This is a genomic window from Rhizobium sp. 25PS6 (genome assembly GCF_032464655.1).
Taxonomy (GTDB): Bacteria; Pseudomonadota; Alphaproteobacteria; order Rhizobiales; family Rhizobiaceae; genus Rhizobium; species Rhizobium laguerreae.
Genome location: NZ_JAWDIV010000001.1, coordinates 207976 through 224049, shown reverse-complemented (window position 1 = coordinate 224049; position 16074 = coordinate 207976). Strand labels below are relative to the sequence as shown.

Below are 16074 nucleotides of genomic sequence, written 5' to 3'. Positions count from 1 at the left end.
TTGCCCTCACACCCAGTTCAGTCGCCCAATCGCATCTTGTGCCAGGATCTTGGAATCCCTGACAGCAGCAAGCGAGTGTGCATAGTTCGCTGTCATGACACGTCCTGCAAAATGTAGCCCCAGAATGGGCAAGCTATCGCTGAAGCGCAGCACACCTGACCCCGACGAGCCTGCCAGCGTAGTTGCGTCGTGCGTCAGGATCCAGTTTCGGCCATCTCCTCCGAGGGTCCCGGCTGCTTGCACGATTGTTCCGGGACTGAAGTACTTTCGTCCATAGTCCAAGCCAAATATCATGGCGAGGCGGCGTCCAATCGTTTCGGAAGTCTCCACTCCTGACGGATCGTCGAGGGCAGCAAGGTCAGGACGGGCCGGGTAGCCAATGACCGCGATATCCTGTTTGCTTGCCGCTTCATTGAAATCCGTGATCAGACCGATCGGTTTCGGCAGCTTCCCGGTCATATTTTCTGTTTCGACGTCGAGGATCGCCATATCAAGATGCGCGAAATCGACCTTTTCGCCGATTTGGGACAATCCAGCCGAAACGATTTCTCGCACCTTAAAACGCTTTTCATTGCCGCGGCCTCGGTCGTCGAAATTGATCGTTACATTCTCCCGCAGGAACCAGCGGTCTCCGCCATTGCCCGGAACAACGTCGGCGATCGCTTCGGCCACATGTCTGTTCGTGATCACAAGCCCGGGTCCTGCGATAAATCCTGTGCCGACATGCTCTCCGTTGAGGTCGATGCGTCCGACCGTCGCGCATAAGGCCGGCAAATACTCCTCGGCGGCGAACAGTGCCGGCGCCCAATCGGTGATTTCGGCCTGGCTTTTGGAGATCGCGCCATCGTTGACTTTGAAAGCGGGGCGCCCTTTTAGTCTGACCAACGATTCCATGACGATCCGCCCCTCGATCGACAGCGCCGCCTCGCCACCGGTTATGAGCGAACGAACGACGCTCTCGGTTCTGTTGAGCACGTCGCGGCGGGCAGCCGACGCTTCGAGCGTCGTGCCAGAGCTAGCCTCGATCTCGTTGAGCGCTCGCTCGATCTGGTCCTGCAAATCCCGCATGCCGGTCCCGCTGAGGCTGGCTCGGACGCTTTCGGCCGTGCTTTCCCGACCGGGCTGCGTTGGTGCAATCATCGCAAGCGTCTGGCGTCTTAGGGGCGCAGGCGGCGGTATCGGCGATACGAGGTGAGGGGCCTCGTTCGCGACCTTGAGGCTCCGCCTCAACGACGCCGGCGCATGTGCCACCAGGCCAGGTGAAGGGGTCGGGCGTGCAGCGGACTCCAGAAGCACTGAGCGTCCGGCATCGCTGCGCCGCCAGGCATCAGCAGCCAGGAAGGTTGCTTCTGATCCGATACGCGCCCAATTTGTTCCATTCTCAGCGTTCGCCTGCGCTTCGGCAAAAACCTGGGAGACTGTCATACTCGTTGGGGCGTCAGGAACCGACTCGGGTGCGATTGGTGTATCCACCTTATTCGGTATTTTGGTCAGAGACAGACGTAGGAGTGCTTCTGCGTCGACGATACCCGCACCATGCAGCCAGCTGTTCCAGCGTGACGGACGCCGCGCCGTCGAGGTCAGCGCGGAGCGAAATAATTCTTGTACGCTCACTCCGCGACGTTTTGCTTCCGCTCGAACCTTCGTGCGTCCGAAATGCGCAATCCAAAGCGCCGCCACCCCAGCCGTCGTCGCCACGGCAAAGGAGGTGCCCTGTCCGCCACTGACGATGCCCGCACCCCCGTCGATGGGTGTACGGCGAGCGACATAAACATTCTCGGCAGGGGCGGATATTGTCACGCTCGGTCCGGCACTGGTGCCCTTCCACGGCTTGTCGTTGACATCAACGCCCGCAACACCAATGACACGATCGTCCGAGGCGGGGTAAACGACAAAACTGACGCAGTTTCCGGCCGCTGCCATTATGATCAACCCTGCATCAATGGCGACGCCTACCGCAGCTGCAATGGAGCGCGAATAGATGCCGCCAAGGCTCATCGTGATCACATCTGCCTTAATCTTTACGGCATGAAGGATCGCTGCGGCGATCGGAGTACCATCGAAAATCTTTACGTCTGTCGTACAGCGGATCGGCACCAGGCTTGCCGCCGGGGCAGAGCCCACCATCCCACCGCCCACGCGGCTGATGACGACGCTGCCCGTGGCCGTGCCGTGACCGGGATTTGCAAAGGTCGGATCGAGGGGATCCGTCGGGTCTGTGTCACCCCCGATGATATCAGCCGCAAGATCAAAGCGCAGTGCCTCCAGGTCAAGATCCGGATGACTGGCTACCCCGGTATCAGGCTGCGCAACCAGCACCCCTTCGCCCTTCTTTGGCGACATTGCCCATGCCTGTGGTGCCTTGACTGCCTTGACGGACCATTGGTGATCGCTAGGTGTGGCTGCTTGAGACCAACAAAATGCATCCAGTGCCACCGACTCTGGCGTATTTCCGCGTAAAGCACGAGCATCGGGTTCGGCATAGAGTGTCGAACCGATGTCTGGACTGCATGACACGAGATCAAGTGCCTCGACGAGGTCGTCAGCAATTGCAAATAAGCGGTCCGGAGCAATTGTTCGGGACACTCCGGGGAATTGAAGAACGTAAAATGTCGGCAGCAAAGATCCCAACGGTACTAAGCTGAACGTGTCACGTTGAAGCAGGGACGCAAGTCTCTTGCGGAGATCGGCGGCAGACGACACATTCTTTAGTTCGAGCTCGAAACGAACAATTCCGGGATGCAAAGCTTGATCGTCACCCTGAGAAGCTTCCGAAACTGCGCGCAGAATATCGAAATTAGCCATCGTTATTTTCCCTCGTCAGGATACCACTTTATCGCTTCTAATTTATCTCTCTACAACCGGTCGAGAAAATTTATTTTTGGGTTGGGGATAATAAGCGAGCGCAGTCTTCGACTGCGCGCAATAGTTACTTAATGTTGGCAAATTGAAACTGCGTTTCGCTCCGCAAAACCTTATCCTCGATAGAGATGACCGCATGCCAGCAGTTCTCGCCTCACGCATTCTTATCGCTGGCAAGCCGTTGGTCATCACATCTTCCGTCACAAGGCTATGGGTTAGAAGCAAGGACATGTCGGCGGCAAGACTGGAATCGCCCGTAAGATCATGGATGGAGATTATGCCAATGATGGGAGCTCAACGCCTCCGTCGCGGCTTTCCCAATGGACAAGCCGAAAAACATGGTCCTGTCGATAATCGACGCGCTAAAGACCGGCGCGCTTGGCGGGCAGATAGCTCATGGCGTTCAGCCTCGCTTCGGTTCACAGGATGCTCCTCACAAAGTTTCTGAGCATACTCTTCGCTGTCACATCTGCTCGACGATATATCGTTTGGAGTCGAGTGCTCCTTCCAGCCGTTATTGCTTGGAGGGAATCCCGTAAATCCGTGGATTTACGGGCGCGTCACCGTCATCGAACACAAGGCAGCGTATCAATCCGTTCTCCTCGGACAGCACCATCAACGTTTCTGGTTGTCGATCTTTTGAACCAACCGGTTCGAGTTCGGCTAGCTGAGAGGGACCGTTATCGCGGGTCCATGTATAGATCGCGGCCTTACCGCCATTCCTGTCCTGAGGACCAGCCAGGATCAATAAGCCGTCGTGATATGGTGCCAGATCGCGGACCGCCTGGCCCTTTCCTAAATCCACCGGGTGTAATTCAAGCCCACCAGCCCCATCGTCAAACAGGTAGTTCACCGAGGTTTCCCCGATGACGGCCTTGCCGTCGGGAAGTGGGCCTCGGAACCCAACGAACAGCTTGTCTCCGGTGACAGCGAGCCCCTCGATGTTCGTCCCGTCTTTTTCGGGAGCCAACGCGTTCGCTTTTTTGAAGGCATCGCTCTGGTCGAGGAGATCGGCCAGGTGGTCGCTCTTTTCTACAGCTGATGAGACTTCGTTCTCTTCCCCCAGATCGCCACCCGATAGCGCACTCGCCGGAATGCGATATGCGAAATAGCGCGAGTCTTGCTTTTCGCCTTCCTTGTTACGCCCATGGGAGCCAACGATATAGAAGAAGCCGCCGCTGAAGGAGACGCCCTCGGCATCCGTCTCCTTGTATTTGTGTCCGTCCTTTGCCTTCTTGGGGAGCAGAAACACGCGGTCCTTTATGGCGACAGACGTGTCGTCCACATCGAAGGACAAGGCATATCGGTACTCGTCGCCGACGAGGAGGCAAGTCTTCCCATCGCTCGAGCAGGCGGCTCCGCTCACTTTGGTCGCTTCATCCGGCGCAATTGGTGGCGAAGTCCGCGGAGTGAGCAGCTTTTCCGGTTCGATGACGTTTGCAGACGCCGCAAAGCCGCCTGGCAATGTGAACAGGAATGACAAAACTGCGATATAGATTAGGCTCTTCCTCATGGTCCTCCCCCTGGCGCTTCAGTCCGCAATCCATCTGCGGCTTCAGGCGGCGTTTGTCAGCACCTCAACCAATGCAGGCCCTTCACCCTCTCCGAGTGATGCCACGAATTGTTCGTGCCTGCCGAAGCATTCCCAGTATTTGGCCCAGAAGCCGTTTGGCGTATCGAATGGGAACCTTCGAGGATCGGAACGCGATCCATCCGTGATGATCTGACGATGCGTCGTGATATCAGAAGCTGTAAGCCCAAATTCATGGGACAGCCAAGCACACAAGCGGGCAACCGATGCCACCTGGCCGTCGGTGTAGACGGGGTTGAGGCTCAGATCGGACTTCTGGACGATCTCAATTCCCACGGTGACCGCATTGACCTGCGCATTCCTGAAGCCACGCCATTGCGTGGCTCGGCCGGCGTGATTGCAATAATGGGTTCGCAAGTCGGGATTCAGCTTCCAGATTGAGCCGTCTCGCTCGACCGTGAAATCGACACTGACCTTCCGTCCGTCCTGTGGATTTGAAAGATAGATGGTGTCGTTGTGTGTGCCGGATCCGGCAGTGTCGTGCAATACGATGCCCAGGATGGGAGTGGTCCGCACATTGAGGTATCTTGCGGTCAATTCCTGCCAGGCCGGACGCCCCGGTGCCGAGCCCGGATGACCGGTACCTGGATTCACGCCGACGTCGGCACCCAGTAGCTCCGCTGATTCATCGAAGAGCGACCGAACCTTTGTCACATAGGCGGGATCGGCCGCGTAACCCGATGATTTTAAATAGCTGACATAGGCTTCCGGAGAGGAGCAGTGGTTCCTCCATTCGGTGTACGGACCTGAATCGATGAAGTGCCAATAGCCCTTGATGAACTCGTTGATCGACGAGAATTTGCAGTAGGTCGTCATTTCGCCGTCACTGCCTCTGTAGTCGACCGGCTGTGCAAACCCAACCATGCGTTCGCGAAACTTCAGGCCACCGAAATTCAGATGCTGGCGTGCAAGCGGACTGGAACCACGACCTGATTCCAGGATCCATTGTGCCAGGGAGCCAATCTTCGCAGCTTCTGGCACATCGTTGAAGTCTTGATATTTCGCAATCAGATCATCCCATACCGACATAACTGTCCCTCCTTTTTGCACGACACGCGCGGAGCGTAGACGAACCCGACACGCGGCGTTCCCATGTGACAATGACAATGGCAGTAAGCATTCATCCGCCAGCGTGACGAGACACAACGTACGTGAACGAGGCTCAAAATCAGAATGATTTTGAGTAAAAAACTGGAATGTACTTGGTATACGCCCTGCCAGCGATGACACGCGGGCGGATTTCACGTTGAGATTTAGTAAACACTAAAAATACACGTTTGTAAATGTGGTTTATATCTTTCGATAATTACTCAATCTTGCGACGACTTAGATTCCGGAGTATATTTCGCTGATAATCGACCAGAATGACCGAAGAGCCGCTTACCGCTACCGACGCCATCGTTTTCCGACCACACCGTTCTATTACAGATCCCCGCTGCATCTACGCGACGTAAAGGACTTGCTCGCCGAGCGCAGCATTAACGTCCTGTTTCAGACCGTGTCGGAGTGGACGACCAAGTTTGGCCTCTGCAGTTGAACGGATAAGGACCTATGACCAGAGTGTTCGTTTTTAGTTGCTGTAATTGTTCAAAGATGGCGCGGCCGGTATTGGTTCAGCCTACTCCAAACTCTTGGGAACCGTTAGTCGGGCTGATGACACCGAACGCCTTCAGCATTCTAATTTTAAGTTCAGTGCGCTCTCGAAGCGGCACGATGCTGTGACGGCGTTTGCCCGAATGTGCGCTTGAAGGTTCTCGTGAACTGCGAGGCGTTTTCAAAGCCGACATCCAGCGCGATCTCGATCAGAGGCGCCTTCGACTGGACAAGGATCGATTTCGCCCGCTCCATGCGAACACGATTGTAGGCCTTGGCCGGAGACATCCCCGTCTTGTCGATGAAGATCCTCTCCAACTGCCGCCTCGACAGGCCAACCATGGCGGCAAGCTTCTGTATAGACATGCTGCCATCGACGAACTGCTCCATCGTGATCATCGCCGCCTTGACGCGGGCGTCGTCATAGTCGTCGTAGAGCGGACGCCGCGGCTGTATGTCGGCCGGAGCCCGCGCCTTTTCGATCTGAAGGACCTCCAGCGCGTTTCGTTCGGCATCGCGGCTGATACATTTTCGGACCAGCAACGCCGCCATGTCGGCGGAACTGCTGCCGCCTGCGCATGATCCGCGCTGGCGATCGAGATTGAAGAGCCGATCGGAGCGAACGCTGAGGTCGGGAAACCGCTCCCGAAACTCCTTATAATGCAGCCAGCTCACACAGGAATCGTGCCGCTTCATCAGGCCAGCCGCAGCAAGAATGAACGAACCCGTGCACACGCCGATCAGCGGCACCTTCTTGGCGTCCGCCTGCTTGAGAAAAGCGATGGTCTCCTGGTCGACAGGGTTCTCCACCGTCAGAAGGCCACCGACGACCACGATGTAGTTGAACTTCGACGGATCGACGAAATCGGAGGTCGGAGCGACCTGGACGCCGCAACTCGAGGTGATCAGGTGCCGCGTGCTGCCGATCACCTGCCAGTCGGCAAGGACCCTTCCGGAACGATCCTGCTGGTCGCTGGCAAGCCGCAGCGTATCCACGAACAGCGCGAAGGCGGACAGCGTGAACGATCGCGCCAGAACGAAGCCCACCTTGAGCCGCTCAGCCGACCTCGCGGCGTCGTCTCCCTGCCGATGCTGCCCGGATCGCATATTCATCCCCCTGCCGCTTGTAAGAGCGTGCTCATCGAAAGACATGCGCTCGCGGATCATGGTCGTCAATGAAAATGGTTTGTGCTCGACGACTCGCGCCCAGCCCCGAGTTTGGAAGAATGCCGCTATAAGTTCCCCAGCTTCGACCGGGCTAGCCTGAGCCGCCGGCAGGCCGGCGCGCGGCAATCACGGAATATCTCGATATCCGGAGAGCGGCGGTTTTTCTGGGGAGCGCCGCGTCGGCGCTCCCCAGGGTCAAATCACGCGGCCAGGACGCCGCTCTTCTTGGCCATCCAGGTTGCGATGTAGTCCATAAGGCCGGGGTTTAGGCAATCGTAAGGCTCGAGGCCGGACGTCCTCAACTGCGCCCTGACGGCGTCCATCTTCGCGGGGTCGAAGCCGCTTTCGATGATCGACGACACGAAGGCCGCAAAGCCCGGCTTCGCCCAGCCGCTTTCCTGAAAGCGTTCCGGATGGACGAACGACAATCCCTGGAACGGATGTTCGCGCACGACCGGCCCATACATATGAACGCCGCATTCCTTGCAGGCGTGGCGCTGGATCAAGGCTGTGGAATCGACGACGGCGAGCTTGTCGCCATTCTCCTGAACTTCGACGCTTTCGGTCGGCGCAACGGCCACGACCGAAAAGACTGCGCCCTCGGGCTTCCAGCACTTCGTGCAGCCACAGGCGTGATTGTGGGCGATATCGCTTTTGATCCTGACCTTCACCGGGTTGCTTGCGCATTTGCAGACGAGCGTCCCGCCTGCGAAAGCAGCGTCAGTCGCCCGAAAGCCTGAATCCACTGCCGGATGTATGGCTATGCTGGTCATGGGTTTCTCCTCCCCTTCTGGGCCGTTTGCGATATGCCCGGCCAAGCTCTGCAATCAGTCTCCCAACCTTCGCGCGTGCCAGCGCAGATGGTCTTCCATGAAAGTCGAAATGAAGAGGTAGGAGTGGCCGTAGCCTTCCTGCATGCGAAGCCGCAGGCTGATGCCGGCCGTCTCGCAGGCTTGCCTGAGCTCTTCGGGGCGCAATCCGTCCTCCAGGAAACTATCCGCCGTCCCCTGGTCGACGAGGAATTCCGGGAACCGGTGCCCGTCTTCGATCAGCGAGCAGGCATCATATGCTCGCCAGCGCGCTTCATCGGCGCCGAGGTATTTCCGGAATGCCGGCTTTGACCAGCCGGAGACCGAGGGATGGCTGATCGGCGCGAAGGCCGAGCAGCTGCCGAAGCGTCCGGGGTTCTTGAGCGCAATGGTGATCGCGCCATGTCCGCCCATCGAGTGACCGAAGATTCCCTGTCGGTCCATGTCGACCGGAAACTCGGCCGCGATAAGCTTCGGCAATTCATCGACGATGTAGCTGTACATCCGATAATTCTGCGCGAACGGCGGCTCAGTGGCGTCGACGTAAAAGCCGGCTCCCTTGCCGAACTGCCAATTATCAGGTTCATCCGGGACGGCCTCGCCCCGCGGACTGGTGTCGGGGCAGACGATGATCATGCCGAGTTCTGCGGCAAGACGCCGGTACTCGCCCTTTTCCATGACATTGGCATGGGTGCAGGTCAGACCGGAAAGGTACCAAAGAACCGGCAGCTTCCGTGCTTTGGCCTGCGGCGGCAGGAATACCGCAAAGGTCATGTCGCAGTCGCAGGCGTCCGAGCGATCGACGTAAACGCCCTGGGTGCCGCCATGAGAATTTTCTGTCGAGATCGTCTTCATGGCTCAGTACACGACCACGCCGCGGATGCTCTCGCCCTTGTGCATCAGCTCGAAGCCCTTGTTGATGTCTTCGAGCGGCATTGAGTGGGTGATCATCGGGTCGATCTGGATCTTGCCCTGCATGTACCAGTCAACAATCTTCGGCACGTCGGTGCGGCCGCGCGCGCCGCCAAAGGCCGTGCCCATCCAGTTGCGGCCGGTAACCAGCTGGAACGGACGGGTGGAGATTTCCTGGCCAGCGCCGGCAACGCCGATGATAATGGACTTGCCCCAGCCGCGATGGGAAGATTCCAGCGCCTGTCGCATCACCTTGGTGTTGCCGGTGCAGTCGAACGTGTAGTCGGCACCGCCGATCAGGTCGCCGTGGCGCTTGGTCAAGTTGACGAGATAGGGCACGATGTCGTCGCCGACCTCCTTCGGATTGACGAAGTGGGTCATGCCGAATTTTTCGCCCCATGCCTTGCGGTCAGAGTTGATATCGACACCGATGATCATGTCGGCGCCGGCAAGACGCAGGCCCTGAAGCACGTTGAGGCCGATGCCGCCGAGACCGAAGACGATGGCGGTCGCGCCCATCTCCACCTTGGCGGTATTGATGACGGCGCCGATGCCTGTCGTGACACCGCAGCCGATGTAGCAGATCTTGTCGAACGGCGCGTCGGGATTGACCTTGGCAAGGGCGATCTCCGGTAGCACGGTGAAGTTCGAAAAGGTCGAGCAGCCCATATAGTGATGGATCTTGTCCTTACCGATCGAGAAGCGGCTGGTTCCGTCCGGCATCACGCCCTGGCCCTGGGTCGCGCGGATCGAGGTGCAGAGATTGGTCTTGCGCGAGGTGCAGGAATAGCATTCGCGGCATTCCGGGGTGTAGAGCGGAATGACGTGGTCGCCCTTCTTCACCGAAGTGACGCCGGGGCCGACATCGACGACGATGCCGGCGCCCTCATGGCCGAGGATCGCCGGGAAGAGGCCTTCCGGATCGGCGCCCGACAAGGTGAAATCATCGGTGTGGCAGATGCCCGTCGCCTTGACCTCGACCAGCACTTCGCCGGCCCGCGGCCCTTCCAGCTGCACGGTCATCACTTCGAGCGGTTTTCCTGCCTGTGTGGCCACGGCTGCGCGAACGTCCATTTTGATATCCTTCCTCTTAAATTGAATTCTGATGCTGCATATTCGAAGGGGCCGGCTTCTCGCCGATCTGCTACGTCACAGCCGAGATTTCATGCTCTCGCCTTCGCGCTTTTCATTCATCTCAGGCTCATTGTTGCCAAGGATCCCATCACCTCTCCCGCTCAACCTGGCACCAGACCGCCAGCAGCGGCCGGGCTGTGCATCTTATCGCGAAGGATTGCCCGGCGTCGTTCGCAAAGACCGTACCGACACCGGCAGAGAACCATTCGGAATCGCCAAGGCGGATTTCACCCGGCGAAAGCAGAATGAATGCGCGGGGCTGCGTCTGAACATGATCGGGAAATCTTGTATAGCGATCCATATAAATCACGCCGACCCTGAGATCGGCGCGTTCCTCCATGCCGCCGGGACCGACCAAGACCGCATGGGAATGCGTATTGCCAAAATTCAGGCTTGCGAACGGACCGGAGCGGCCGCGTCTCCAGAGGAGCTTATCGGCGAGGCTCTGGAATTGGCCGGCAATCGCCTCGTATTTCCGTCCCGATTTTGCAAGATGGCCGATGGCGTCATCCAGCCCGTCGGGCGCGCCGGGAAGAGGCCCGCCCTCCGGACGCACCTTGCCGGTCTTGAGCAGCCTCTGGAGAACCTTGCCCGCGACGAAACTGGCGACGGCAGGAGCCTCCGCCGACAGCATCAGCCCGCCGACATCATTGAGGAATTCCTGCAGCGGCCGAGAGCGCCTCTCCCTCCCGATGTCGTGCAGCCGTATGTATGCCGGCTTCTCGTCATCGTTGAGAAGAAGGTCGGCACCAGGTTTGATTGGACGTCCCACGACGCGCGCCACGTTCGGTCTCCCCCGCTAGAGCGCCTTTTCCAATTCCGGCAAGACATCGAAGAGATCGGCGACGAGGCCGTAGTCGGCGACCTGGAAGATCGGCGCCTCCTCGTCCTTGTTGATGGCGACGATCACCTTCGAATCCTTCATGCCGGCCAGATGCTGGATGGCGCCTGAAATGCCGCAGGCAATGTAAAGCTGCGGCGCCACCACCTTGCCGGTCTGGCCGACCTGCCAGTCGTTCGGCGCATAGCCGGCATCGACGGCGGCTCTGGATGCACCGACGGCAGCCCCGAGCTTGTCGGCGAGCGGCAGGATGACTTCCCTGAACTTCTCCGCCGAGCCGAGCGCCCGGCCGCCGGAGATGATGATCTTGGCAGACGTCAGTTCCGGCCGGTCGGAGGCCGACAGCGCATCGCCGACGAAGGTCGAAAGCCCCGGATCGGAAACCGCCGGGATCGCCTCGATCGTTGCCGAGCCACCCTCCGGTGCAGAGGCGAAGGATGCGGTGCGCACGGTGATCACCTTCCTGGCATCGCTCGCCTGCACCGTCTGGATGGCATTGCCGGCATAGATCGGCCGCTTGAAGGTGTCGGACGAGATCACCTCGATGATCTCCGAGACCTGGGCGACGTCGAGCAGGGCTGCCACCCGCGGCAGCACATTCTTGCCGACCGAGGTGGCGGCAGACAGGATCGTGTCGTAGCTGCCTGCCAGCGAGACGATCAGGTCGGCCAGCGGTTCGGCGAGATTGTTGGCGATCTCGTCGCTTTCGGCCAGCAGCACCTTGGAGACGCCGGCAAGCTTTGCCGCTTGTTCGGCAGCGGGCTTGGCAGCCTTGCCGGCAACGAGCACATGAATATCGCTTGCCTGTTCCTTGGCGATCTTTGCGGCTGCCGTCAGCGCCTTGGCGGTCTGGTCGGACAGGCTGGCATTGTCGTGGTCAGCCAGAAGAAGAATGGTCATGATGATGGCTCCTGTTCCAACTGATTACAGCACGCCGGCTTCGTTTTTGAGCTTGTCGATCAGTTCGGCGACCGACTTGACCTTGACGCCGGCCTTGCGGCCCGACGGCTCCTCGGTCTTCAACACCTTGAGGCGCGGCGTGGTCGAGATGCCGAAGTCGCTCGGCGACTTCTTGTCGAGCGGCTTCTTCTTCGCCTTCATGATATTAGGCAACGAGGCATAGCGCGGTTCGTTCAAGCGCAGATCGGTGGTCACAACAGCCGGCAGCTTGATCTCGATCGTCTGCAGGCCGCCATCGACTTCGCGGGTGACGATTGCTTTGCCATCACCGATCTCGATCTTCGAGGCGAAGGTCGCCTGGGCAACTCCCATCAACGCCGCCAGCATCTGGCCGGTCTGGTTGCTGTCGTCATCAATCGCCTGCTTGCCAACGATGATCAGCCCCGGCTGTTCGGCATCGGCGACAGCCTTCAAGATCTTGGCGACGGTCAGCGGTTCTACAGCATCGTCAGTCTCGACCAGGATCGCCCGGTCGGCGCCCATGGCAAGGGCGGTCCTCAGCGTCTCCTCGGCTTTGGCCGGACCGATCGAGACGACCACCACTTCCTCGCACTTGCCAGCTTCCTTCAGCCGCAGCGCCTCTTCCACCGAGATCTCGTCGAACGGGTTCATCGACATCTTCACATTGGTTAGCTCGACACCTGTGCCATCCGGCTTCACCCGGATCTTCACGTTGTAGTCGACAACCCGTTTGACTGGGACGAGTATCTTCATGGGCAACCCCCTTTATTTCTAAACTGCTGGCCGTTCGGCAAGTAATGCCCAGAAGGCGAAGAGCGGCGTGTCGAGCGACCTCATAGCATGCTTGATGTCGGGGACATTGTAGAAGGATCCGCCGATGCCGGGCGAAAACCACTCCCCTTCCCCCTGCTGAAACTCTCCCTCGGATAGTACGAGGTAGACCTCCTCTGGCGCATGAACGTGGTCGGGATAGCGCACCTGAGGCGCCATCAACGTCACGCCGATCCGCAGGTCGCTCCGCTCCTCCAATCCTCCCGGGCCGATGATCATCGCATTGGCATGCCCACCGCCAAAATTGTCGCTGGCCGTGTGGTCATACTTGCTGCGCCGACGCCATTCAAGCATTGGCTCGATGCCTTTGAACCCGTCGATCAATCGCGTCAGCGAAGGATAGGCCGTATCGATCGAGAGCGCCACATCAAGCTGAGCGCAAACGGGCAACCGGCTTCCCTCCCCCACGCGCGCAGCCCCCGTGCGCTCCAGCGCCGCAAAAATCTGACGGATCGAGCGGCGGGCTTCCGGGGCCTTGGCGAACTGGTCGAAAGCCACGAAAGCCGCATCGAGGAAAATCTGCAGGCTTTCATTGCGTAAACTCATGTCATCACCTCCCGAGACGATCGGCTGGCAAGCGGTCCGCTCTTGCGATCAGATATCTTTCGCAATGCGCAGCCCGTCATAGACGGCGGCATGCGTGTTGCGTGCGGCGACCGCATCGCCGATCCGGAACAGCTGAAACTTGCCATCAGGATTGCGAATGACGGACTGAGGTTCTCCGGAAAGAAGCTGATCGTGCGACATCTCGCCGAGATTGCTCGAGCTGGGCTTCAGTTCGAAATAGAGCTCGTCGAGCGGAATGGTTCCATGATTGACGACGATCTGGTCGAAGCTGTGCTGCCTGGCGATCCCGCCGTAATCGCTGCCGACATGGGCGACGAGTTGGTTGCCGCTCTTCTCGACGGCTTCGAGACGGTAGGTGACGGTGAAGGTCACATCGTGCTTCTGAAGAGACCGCATATAAGGCACCAGGTTCATGGCCATGACCTCGGGCGCGAAGGACCGGTCCGGCGTCATGATCTCGACCTTGGCGCCGGCCTTGGCAAGAAACTCCGCTGCCTGAAGGCCGGCATGATCGCCGGCGTCGTCGAAGATCAGCACGTTGGTTCCAGGCTTCACGTCGCCGGAGATGATGTCCCATGACGAGACCACCAGGTCGTTGCCGCTGGCGAGAACCTCGGTATGCGGCAAGCCGCCGGTCGCGATGATGACGACATCGGGGTTCTCGGCCTGGATGGTATCGGCTTCCGCCCAGGTGTTGAAGTGGAAGGTGACATCGTATTTCTCGCACTGGCTCATGCGCCAGTCGATGATGCTGATCATTTCCCTGCGGCGCTCGCTCTGGGCGGTGAGGCGGATCTGGCCGCCGGGATTGTTCGCCGCTTCGAAAACGACGACCTGGTGGCCGCGTTCTCCGGCGACGCGGGCCGCTTCCAAACCGGCCGGTCCGGCGCCGACAATGACGACCTTTTTCTTGGCCTCAGCCTTCGCCACGATATGCGGCATGGTCAGTTCGCGGCCGGTGGCGGCATTGTGGATACAGAAGGCGGCCCCGCCCTGGTAGATGCGATCGAGACAGTAATTGGCGCCGACGCAGGGACGAATATCGTCTTCCCGCTTTTCGATGATCTTGCGGACGATATGGGGGTCGGTCATGTGGGCGCGGGTCATGCCGACCATGTCGACCTTGCCGGAGGCGATCGCGTGGCGCGCAGTGGCGACGTCAGGAATTTTCGCCGCATGGAAGGTCGGGAAATCGGTTGCGGCGCGAATTTCGCCGGCGAAATCGAGATGCGGCGAATTCGCCATGCCCTGGATCGGGATTACGTCGGTGAGACCCGCATCGGTATCGATGTGACCGCGGATAACGTTCAGGTAATCGATCAGGCCGCTTGCCTTCAGACGCTTGGAGATTTCGATGCCGTCGCCCTTGCCGGTACCGCCGGGAAGACATTCGTCGGCGGTGTAGCGCACGCCCAGAATGAAGTCGTTCCCCACCCTTTGCCGGATCGCCTTGAAGACGTCGAAGCAGAAGCGCAAACGGTTGTCGAGCGAGCCGCCGTAGGGACCGTCGAGCTCGTTGGTGAGCGGAGACGTGAACTGATCGATCAGGTGGCCGTAGGCTTCCAGTTCGACACCGTCCATGCCGCCTGCCTTCATGCGCTCGGCAGCGTCGGCGAAATCCTTGATGATGCGCTCGATGTCCCAATCTTCCATCTTCTTCGGGAAGGCGCGGTGGGACGCCTCGCGCTGATGCGATGGCGCCACGACAGGCAGCCAGTCGCCCTTGTCCCAGCGCGTGCGCCGGCCGAGATGAGTGAGCTGAATCATGATCGCCGCACCCTCTTCATGCACGGCGTCGGTCATTTCCCTGACCCAGGGTACGATCTCGTCCTTATAGGCGAGCAGATTGTTGAACACCGGCGGGCTGTCTCTGGAAACCGCAGCCGAGCCGGCCGTCATCGTCAGGGCCACCCCGCCCTTTGCCCGCTCCACCGTATAGGCACGGTACCTCTCCTTCGGCATGCCGTCTTCCGGATAGGCCGGTTCGTGGGAGGTCACGATGATACGGTTGCGTAGCGTCAGATGCTTGAGCTGGTAGGGTTGAAGAAGGGGATCGTTCGACATGGGCCGTGGTTCCGGATTAAAAACGTCAGGGCAGACGCTAAGCATAATGTACATATGTGTCAACATTGAAAACAACTGGGTCGTTGTTTTCGACACTGATGTACATTTTTCTTGTGCGCGGCTTGATAATTTGATAGGAGATAGCCCATGGATCAGGCTTTGAACGACACTGGCTGGCGCGGATCACAGGAGGGATGGCTGGAAGCAGCTTACCACTCGCTGCTGGATTCCGGCGTGGATTCGGTGAAAATTCTGCCGCTGGCGAAGAAGCTCAATCTCTCGCGCACGAGTTTCTACTGGTTTTTCAAGGACCGGGAAGAGCTTCTGGCCGGGCTCGTGGCGCGCTGGCGCGACAAAAACACCGGCAACATCGTCAAGCAGTCCGAAGCCTACGCGGAATCGCTTGCCGAGGCGATGCTCAACGTCTTCGATTGCTGGCTCAACAATGATCTGTTCGACGCCAGGTTCGAATTCGCTGTACGCAGTTGGGCGCTGCAGTCCGACGAGATTCTCGCCGAGGTCCGGCAAGCCGATCAGCTTCGCCTCGAAGCTCTCAAGCGGATGTTTATCCGGTTCGGGCTACCAGAAGCGACATCAGATGTCCGAGCGCGAACAACTTACCTCGTGCAGATCGGATACATCTCTATGCAAGCCAAGGAGGAACTCGCCGTCCGCATGAAACGGATTCCCGAATATATCGCGATCTACACCGGCGAAGTGCCGCAGCAGAGGGAGCTCGATCGCTTCTTCTCCCGGCATGGCTACAGGCCGGGTTAGGGAAC

General features: G+C 59.1%; 13 protein-coding genes. 1 reads left to right on the top strand and 12 read right to left on the bottom strand.

What is annotated here, in order from left to right:
- Positions 1-6: 6 nt before the first annotated feature.
- The 12 genes from RWK44_RS01000 to RWK44_RS00940 form a co-directional block, all read right to left on the bottom strand.
- Complete coding sequence (locus tag RWK44_RS01000) at positions 7-2805, bottom strand: S8 family serine peptidase (RefSeq protein WP_168281128.1); 2799 nt, start codon at positions 2803-2805, stop codon at positions 7-9.
- Between the two features lie 571 nt (positions 2806-3376).
- Positions 3377-4375: a DUF3616 domain-containing protein gene (locus tag RWK44_RS00995; RefSeq protein WP_222060836.1), complete on the bottom strand. Its 999-nt coding sequence runs from the start codon at positions 4373-4375 to the stop codon at positions 3377-3379.
- 42 nt (positions 4376-4417) lie between these two features.
- Entirely contained in the window at positions 4418-5482 is a 1065-nt protein-coding gene (locus tag RWK44_RS00990; RefSeq protein WP_168281132.1) for an N-acetylmuramoyl-L-alanine amidase, read from the bottom strand.
- Between the two features lie 660 nt (positions 5483-6142).
- Positions 6143-7153: a GlxA family transcriptional regulator gene (locus RWK44_RS00980; protein WP_029871392.1), complete on the bottom strand. Its 1011-nt coding sequence runs from the start codon at positions 7151-7153 to the stop codon at positions 6143-6145.
- 260 nt (positions 7154-7413) lie between these two features.
- Complete coding sequence (gfa, locus tag RWK44_RS00975) at positions 7414-7986, bottom strand: S-(hydroxymethyl)glutathione synthase (protein WP_132612109.1); 573 nt, start codon at positions 7984-7986, stop codon at positions 7414-7416.
- Positions 7987-8040: 54 nt separating this feature from the next.
- On the bottom strand, positions 8041-8877 hold the full coding sequence (gene fghA / locus RWK44_RS00970) for an S-formylglutathione hydrolase (RefSeq protein WP_168281134.1): 837 nt from the start codon (positions 8875-8877) through the stop codon (positions 8041-8043).
- A gap of 3 nt (positions 8878-8880) precedes the next feature.
- Positions 8881-10008, bottom strand: a complete 1128-nt coding sequence (locus tag RWK44_RS00965) for an S-(hydroxymethyl)glutathione dehydrogenase/class III alcohol dehydrogenase (RefSeq protein ID WP_222010351.1) — start codon at positions 10006-10008, stop codon at positions 8881-8883.
- A 148-nt stretch (positions 10009-10156) separates the two neighbouring features.
- Positions 10157-10852, bottom strand: a complete 696-nt coding sequence (locus RWK44_RS00960; RefSeq protein WP_222010350.1) for a dimethylsulfonioproprionate lyase family protein — start codon at positions 10850-10852, stop codon at positions 10157-10159.
- Between the two features lie 15 nt (positions 10853-10867).
- The gene (locus RWK44_RS00955) at positions 10868-11809 is read right to left on the bottom strand and encodes an electron transfer flavoprotein subunit alpha/FixB family protein (protein ID WP_316028227.1); all 942 of its coding nucleotides are present in this window, start codon (positions 11807-11809) and stop codon (positions 10868-10870) included.
- Positions 11810-11833: 24 nt separating this feature from the next.
- On the bottom strand, positions 11834-12583 hold the full coding sequence (locus tag RWK44_RS00950; RefSeq protein WP_316028226.1) for an electron transfer flavoprotein subunit beta/FixA family protein: 750 nt from the start codon (positions 12581-12583) through the stop codon (positions 11834-11836).
- An 18-nt stretch (positions 12584-12601) separates the two neighbouring features.
- Complete coding sequence (locus tag RWK44_RS00945; protein WP_316028225.1) at positions 12602-13207, bottom strand: dimethylsulfoniopropionate lyase; 606 nt, start codon at positions 13205-13207, stop codon at positions 12602-12604.
- Between the two features lie 48 nt (positions 13208-13255).
- Positions 13256-15292, bottom strand: a complete 2037-nt coding sequence (locus tag RWK44_RS00940; protein WP_316028224.1) for an NADH:flavin oxidoreductase — start codon at positions 15290-15292, stop codon at positions 13256-13258.
- Between the two features lie 147 nt (positions 15293-15439).
- On the opposite strand from RWK44_RS00940, the gene RWK44_RS00935 reads away from it, so the two are divergent.
- The gene (locus tag RWK44_RS00935; protein WP_029871401.1) at positions 15440-16069 is read left to right on the top strand and encodes a TetR/AcrR family transcriptional regulator; all 630 of its coding nucleotides are present in this window, start codon (positions 15440-15442) and stop codon (positions 16067-16069) included.
- Positions 16070-16074: the final 5 nt, after the last annotated feature.